Source organism: Streptomyces sp. YS-3 (genome assembly GCF_045257485.1).
Classification (GTDB): domain Bacteria; phylum Actinomycetota; class Actinomycetes; order Streptomycetales; family Streptomycetaceae; genus Streptomyces.
Window position 1 is genome coordinate 1 of record NZ_JBJHPC010000475.1, and the last position, 5610, is coordinate 5610.

The following is a 5610-nucleotide window of genomic DNA, read 5'->3' on the forward strand; positions in this document are numbered from 1 at the left end:
GTTCTGGAGCAGCAGATACACCTGGAGGGGGAGGGTCTGGGTGGTGCCGGGGAGGTTGCCCGCGAAGGTGATCGTGGCGCCGAACTCGCCCAGCGCGCGCGCCCACGTCAGCGCGGCCCCGGCGGCCAGACCGGGCGCGACCATCGGCAGCGTCACGGTGCGGAAGACCCGGAACGGGGACGCGCCGAGCGAGGCCGCCGTCTCCTCGTAGCCGGGGCGCAGCCCGCCGAGCGCGCCCTCCAGGCTGATGACCAGGAACGGCATGGCCACGAAGGTGGCGGCCACCACCGCGCCGGAGGTGTGGAAGGGCAGCGTGATGCCGAACGTGTCCTCCAGCCACGGCCCGAGCAGCCCGCGCCGCCCGAAGGAGAGCAGCAGCGCCACCCCGCCGACGGTCGGCGGCAGCACCATCGGCAGCAGCACCAGCGAGCGCACCAGCGCCTTGCCGGGGAAGTCCACGCGCGCGAGGAGCCACGCCAGCGGCACGCCGAGCACGAGGGACAGGCCGAGCGCCCAGAACGAGACGAGGAGGGACAGCTTCAGCGCCTCGGTGACGCCCGGGCTGCTCAGATGCGTACCGAGGTCGTTCCAGGAGGTACGGGCCAGGACGCCGACGAGCGGCAGCAGCAGGAACGCGACGGCGAGCAGCGCGGGCACCAGGAGCGTGACGGGGGCGCGCGGACCGGCCGCGCGGGCACTCCCGCTCCAGCGGTGCGGCCGGCTGCTGATCTTCATCGCGGCTTCCTGGGGTAGTGCGGGGCTTTGCGTCGCGCCCCCCGTACGCGACGGGCCGCCCCGGACGGGGTGTCACAGGCGGGGTGTCACGAACGGGGTGTCACGGACGGGGTGTCACGGCTTCTGGAAGCCGGCGTCCTGGAGGATCTTCTGCGCCTCGGGGCCGCTGAGCCACCGTACGAAGGCGTTTGCCGCGTCGGCGTTCCTCGCGGACTTCAGGGTGGCGGCCGGGTACCGGGCGACCGCGTTCTGCGCGTCCGGGATCTCCACGGCGGCGACCTTGCCGGAGGCGGCGGTGTCCGTCCGGTAGACGATGCCCGCGTCGGCCTCGCCGAGCTCGACCTTGGTCAGGACGGCCCGTACGTTCGGCTCCTGCGAGACCGGTCTGACCGTGATCTTCTGCGCGTCCAGGACCTTCTGGCTGTAGCGGCCGACCGGCACCTCGGGCGCGGCGAGCACGACCTTCAGCTTGGTGTCGGCGAGGTCCGCCAGCGCGCCGACCTTCTTCGGGTTGCCCTTGCCGACCGCGATGACCAGCCGGTTCCTGGCGATGACGGTCGCGGCACCGGTGTCCGCCCGCAGGCCGTCCATGGTCTTGGTGTCCGCGGTGACCAGGGCGTCGGCGGGGGCGCCCTGCCGGACCTGGGCGGCCAGCTCCTGGGACCCGGCGAAGGAGAAGGTCACGCGGGTGCCCGGGTGCTCCTTCTCGTACGCGGCGCCCGCCTGCTGGAACACATCGGTGAGCGAGGCGGCGGCGAGAACGGTCAGCTTCGTTGCCGACGCCTCGGCGCCGCCCGGGTCGCTCTTGCCGTCGTCGTCCTTGCCGCAGGCGGCGAGGGGGACGAGCAGGGCGACGCCGACGACGGCAGCCGCGGTCCGGCGGCGGGTGAGGAAGGGGGGCATGGGACGGAACTCCTTCGGTGCCGAGCCGCGCCGGTGACGGCGACGCCGCTGGGAGACGGACGTGCGGGGATATCGGCGGATGTACGCGGACGCGCCGACGGGTAGGAGCGGGTGCTAGACGCGGTCGATGTGCACGCTGGTCGACTTCACACGGGCGGTCGCCCGCATCCCGACCCCCAGCCCGAGTTCCTCGACGGCCTCGCGGGTGAGCAGCGAGACCAGCCGGTGGGGTCCGGCCTGGATCTCGACCTGGGCGGCGACGTCACCGAGCTTCACGGCGGTGACGATGCCGGGGAAGGCGTTGCGGGCGGAGGTGTACGAGGTGTCGTCCTCGTCGGTGCCGCTCTGGGCGACCTCGACGGAGAACGCGGCCAGGTCGCGGCCGTCGATGACCCGGCGACCGCTGTCGTCGCGGTGGGTGGCGACGCGCCCCGCGTCCGCCCAGCGGCGGGCGGTGTCGGCGCTGACGCCGAGCAGACGGGCGGCCTGGCCGATCGTGTAGGACTGCATGTGCCACAAGATAGGCCAGTTCATGGCGCAGATACAGGGGCTTTGGGGCTATCTACGGCGCAGTTGCGGCCGGGGGTGGAGGAAGCTCCAGGGGCGTGCGGAAGCCGGGGTGCGCACGGTCGGGGTGCGGACGGCGCCGACGTCGTACGGCGTCCGGGGAAAGGTCCTGGGTCGTCAGCGGGAACCGGTCGTGCCGGTCACGGCCACACAAGGCAGTAGGGCTGATGCCCCGCCTCGTGCAGCCGCACCGAGAAGTCCTGCCACTCGTGCAGCAGCTGGTACACGTTGAACGCGTCGCGCGGGCCGCCCCGGTCCGGGACCGTGGACCAGATGAAGGCCGCCGCGCCCACCGTCTCCTCGCCGACGCCCCGCAGCGGGTCCACCACCGTCATCGGGAGCTTGACCACCGCGTAGTCGGGGTGGAGGACGACGAGTTCCAGCGGGGGGACCTTGTGCAGCGGTATGCCCTGGATGCCCGTGAGGACCATCGCCGCGACCGTCTCCGGCTTGATCTTGGTGAACATGCCGCCCATGCCGAGCTCGTCGCCGCCGAGCTCCTCGGGGCGCATCGAGATCGGCACCCGGGCCGCGGTGGCTCCGTCGGGCGCGCCGAAGTACTTGTAGGTCACCCCCACTCGGCCACTCCCGTTTCCCGGAACCGTGACGCGGTCGATGCGTTCGATCCGTTCGACCCGTTCCTCCGCGTCGCGCCGGTGCCGTCCCCGCCGACGGGCGCGTTCGGGACCCCGGTCATCGGTCCCCTCGCCCAGTCCGCCACCGCGATGCATATCTTTCACCCGATTGCTTGTAGCCCGACTGCTTTGTAGACGGCGCGACCCCCGCCGCGCAACCCGATCATCGTGTCAGTGACCTCCCCCACCGGGGTGCGGTGAAACACCTGTCCGCAAGAACGTCCGGGCCTCTGCCACCATGGCTGTGTGAGCTATCCGTACGAATACGACGCCCCAGTTTCGCAGACGCTATTCGACCGCGCGTCCCTTGTGACGCCCGGCGGCGTGAACTCCCCCGTCCGTGCCTTCCGCGCCGTGGGCGGTACGCCCCGGTTCATGGTGTCGGGTACGGGGCCCTATCTGACCGACGCCGACGGACGCGAGTACGTCGACCTGGTGTGTTCGTGGGGTCCGATGATCCTCGGGCACGCGCACCCCGAGGTGGTCGGGGCCGTGCGGGCCGCGGTCGCGCGCGGCACCTCCTTCGGTACGCCGGGGGAGGGCGAGGTCGCGCTCGCCGAGGAGATCGTCGAGCGGATCGAGCCCGTCGAGCAGGTCCGTCTGGTGTCGTCCGGCACCGAGGCGACCATGTCCGCGATCCGGCTCGCCCGCGGCTTCACCGGCCGCGCCAAGGTGATCAAGTTCGCCGGTTGCTACCACGGTCATGTCGACGCGCTGCTGGCCGCCGCCGGTTCCGGTCTGGCCACGTTCGCGCTGCCGGACACCCCGGGTGTCACCGGCGCCCAGGCCGGCGACACGATCGTGCTCCCCTACAACGACCTGGACGCGGTGCACGCGGCCTTCCACGCCCACCCGGGCGAGATCGCCTGTGTGATCACCGAGGCGTCGCCCGGCAACATGGGCGTCGTCCCGCCCGCCGAGGGCTTCAACGCGGGGCTCAAGGCGGCCTGCGCCAAGAACGGCGCGCTCTACATCTCCGACGAGGTGATGACCGGCTTCCGGACCAGCAGGGCGGGCTGGTACGGCGTCGACGGCGTCAAGCCGGACCTCATGACCTTCGGCAAGGTCATGGGCGGCGGCTTCCCGGCCGCGGCCTTCGGCGGGCGCGCGGACGTGATGGCCCATCTCGCCCCGGCCGGCCCCGTCTACCAGGCGGGCACCCTCTCCGGGAACCCGGTCGCCACCGCCGCGGGCCTCGCCCAGCTGCGGCTGCTCGACGACGCCGCGTACGAGAAGGTCGACGCGGTGTCCCGGGAGATCCAGCAGCTGGTCACGGGCGCGCTCACCAAGGAGGGCGTCGCCCACCGGCTCCAGACGGCGAGCAACATGTTCTCCGTCTTCTTCACCCCCGACGAGGTACGCGACTACGAGGACGCGAAGAAGCAGGAAGCGTTCCGCTTCACCGCCTTCTTCCACGCGATGCTGGCGAACGGCGTCTACCTGCCGCCGTCCGCCTTCGAGTCCTGGTTCGTCTCGACCGCCCACGACGAGCGCGCGATCGAGCGCGTCGCGGCTGCGCTGCCCGCCGCCGCACGCGCCGCCGCGGAGGCCACCGCATGAGTGACAGCACCCCCGACAGCGAGTTCACCGTCGTCCACCTGATGCGCCACGGCGAGGTGCACAACCCCGACGGCGTGCTCTACGGCCGCCGCGCCGGCTACCACCTCTCCGAGCTCGGCCGGCAGATGGCCGACCGGGTCGCCGAGCACCTGGCGGCCCGGGACATCACGCACGTCGTGGCGTCCCCGCTGGAGCGCGCCCAGGAGACGGCCACCCCGATCGCCAAGGCGCACGGCCTGGACCTCGGCACCGATGCCCGGCTGATCGAGGCGGGCAACGTCTTCGAGGGCAAGACCTTCGGCGTCGGCGACGGCGCCCTGCGCAAGCCCGCCAACTGGAAGCACCTCACCAACCCGTTCCGCCCGTCCTGGGGCGAGCCGTACGTCGAGCAGGTCGTACGGATGATGGGCGCCCTGGACGCGGCCCGTGACGCGGCCCGCGGCCACGAGGCGGTGCTGGTCAGCCACCAGCTGCCGATCTGGACCGTGCGCTCGTTCGTGGAGCGGCGGCGGCTGTGGCACGACCCGCGCAAGCGGCAGTGCACGCTCGCCTCGCTCACCTCGTTCACCTACCGCGGCGACAAGATCGTCTCGGTGGGCTACAGCGAGCCCGCCCGCGACCTGGTCCCGGCGCATCTGCTGGCCGGGGCGAAGCCGGCGAAGGGGAAGTCGAAGGGGTTCGGGGCGTAGGGCTGCCCCTGGGGGCTGTTCTTGGCTGCGGGCCGGTGGGGGGCTGGTCGCGCAGTTCCCCGCGCCCCTGGGTATCCGGGGGCGCGGGCAGCTGCGGATGACGGGCCCCTTCGCCTTCGCCGCCCCTCGTCGCCCTGCGTAGAACAAAACTGACGACGCGTACTATTTGCGAAGTTTTGTGCGACTGTACGGAACCATCGAGGGCTCACAGGCATCTCATCTGATGTCCACAGGGCTGTGGCCGGTGTGGACACCGGGGACGACGATGCGATGGGGACGAACGGTATGCGTGGGATCAGTCGAAGGGGAATGCTCGGGCTGGGACTGGGGGCCGCGGCGGCGGTCGGTGTGGCCGGTTGCGGTGGCGGTGACAGTTCGGACAGCGGCAAGGCCGGCTCCGGAAACGGCAAGGGCACCCAGGGCCCCGGCAAGAAGCCGGACGCCAAGCTCATAGGTGACGGCTCGACCGCCGACACCGGCAAGCARCCGCACCAGCCCCCCAAGCCCGTCCCCCTCGAACC

At 71.9% G+C, this 5610-nt stretch carries 6 protein-coding genes and 1 pseudogene; 3 read left to right on the top strand and 4 right to left on the bottom strand.

Annotated elements, in window-relative coordinates:
• The 4 genes from ACJA3G_RS28540 to ACJA3G_RS28555 all read right to left on the bottom strand — a co-directional run.
• On the bottom strand, positions 1-735 hold a 735-nt coding region (locus ACJA3G_RS28540; RefSeq protein WP_406555920.1), incomplete at its 3' end, for an ABC transporter permease.
• Positions 736-849: 114 nt separating this feature from the next.
• Entirely contained in the window at positions 850-1638 is a 789-nt protein-coding gene (gene modA / locus ACJA3G_RS28545; RefSeq protein WP_406555921.1) for a molybdate ABC transporter substrate-binding protein, read from the bottom strand.
• Positions 1639-1752: 114 nt separating this feature from the next.
• Complete coding sequence (locus ACJA3G_RS28550) at positions 1753-2148, bottom strand: molybdopterin-binding protein (protein ID WP_406555922.1); 396 nt, start codon at positions 2146-2148, stop codon at positions 1753-1755.
• A 197-nt stretch (positions 2149-2345) separates the two neighbouring features.
• Positions 2346-2936: a hypothetical protein gene (locus ACJA3G_RS28555; protein WP_406555925.1), complete on the bottom strand. Its 591-nt coding sequence runs from the start codon at positions 2934-2936 to the stop codon at positions 2346-2348.
• Between the two features lie 150 nt (positions 2937-3086).
• On the opposite strand from ACJA3G_RS28555, the gene hemL reads away from it, so the two are divergent.
• The 3 genes and pseudogenes from hemL to ACJA3G_RS28570 form a co-directional block, all read left to right on the top strand.
• Positions 3087-4400: a glutamate-1-semialdehyde 2,1-aminomutase gene (hemL, locus tag ACJA3G_RS28560; RefSeq protein WP_406555923.1), complete on the top strand. Its 1314-nt coding sequence runs from the start codon at positions 3087-3089 to the stop codon at positions 4398-4400.
• On the top strand, positions 4397-5089 hold the full coding sequence (locus ACJA3G_RS28565) for a histidine phosphatase family protein (RefSeq protein ID WP_406555924.1): 693 nt from the start codon (positions 4397-4399) through the stop codon (positions 5087-5089). Before hemL ends, ACJA3G_RS28565 begins: the two co-directional genes overlap by 4 nt.
• A 285-nt stretch (positions 5090-5374) precedes the next feature.
• A pseudogene (locus tag ACJA3G_RS28570) lies at positions 5375-5610 on the top strand (hypothetical protein); the annotation flags it as partial.

Coding starts and splice junctions, on each gene's coding strand:
- ACJA3G_RS28555 (WP_406555925.1), bottom strand. CDS start 2,936: ATGCATCGCGGTGGCGGACTGGGCGAGGGGACCGATGACCGGGGTCCC.
- modA (WP_406555921.1), bottom strand. CDS start 1,638: ATGCCCCCCTTCCTCACCCGCCGCCGGACCGCGGCTGCCGTCGTCGGC.
- ACJA3G_RS28550 (WP_406555922.1), bottom strand. CDS start 2,148: ATGCAGTCCTACACGATCGGCCAGGCCGCCCGTCTGCTCGGCGTCAGC.
- ACJA3G_RS28565 (WP_406555924.1), top strand. CDS start 4,397: ATGAGTGACAGCACCCCCGACAGCGAGTTCACCGTCGTCCACCTGATG.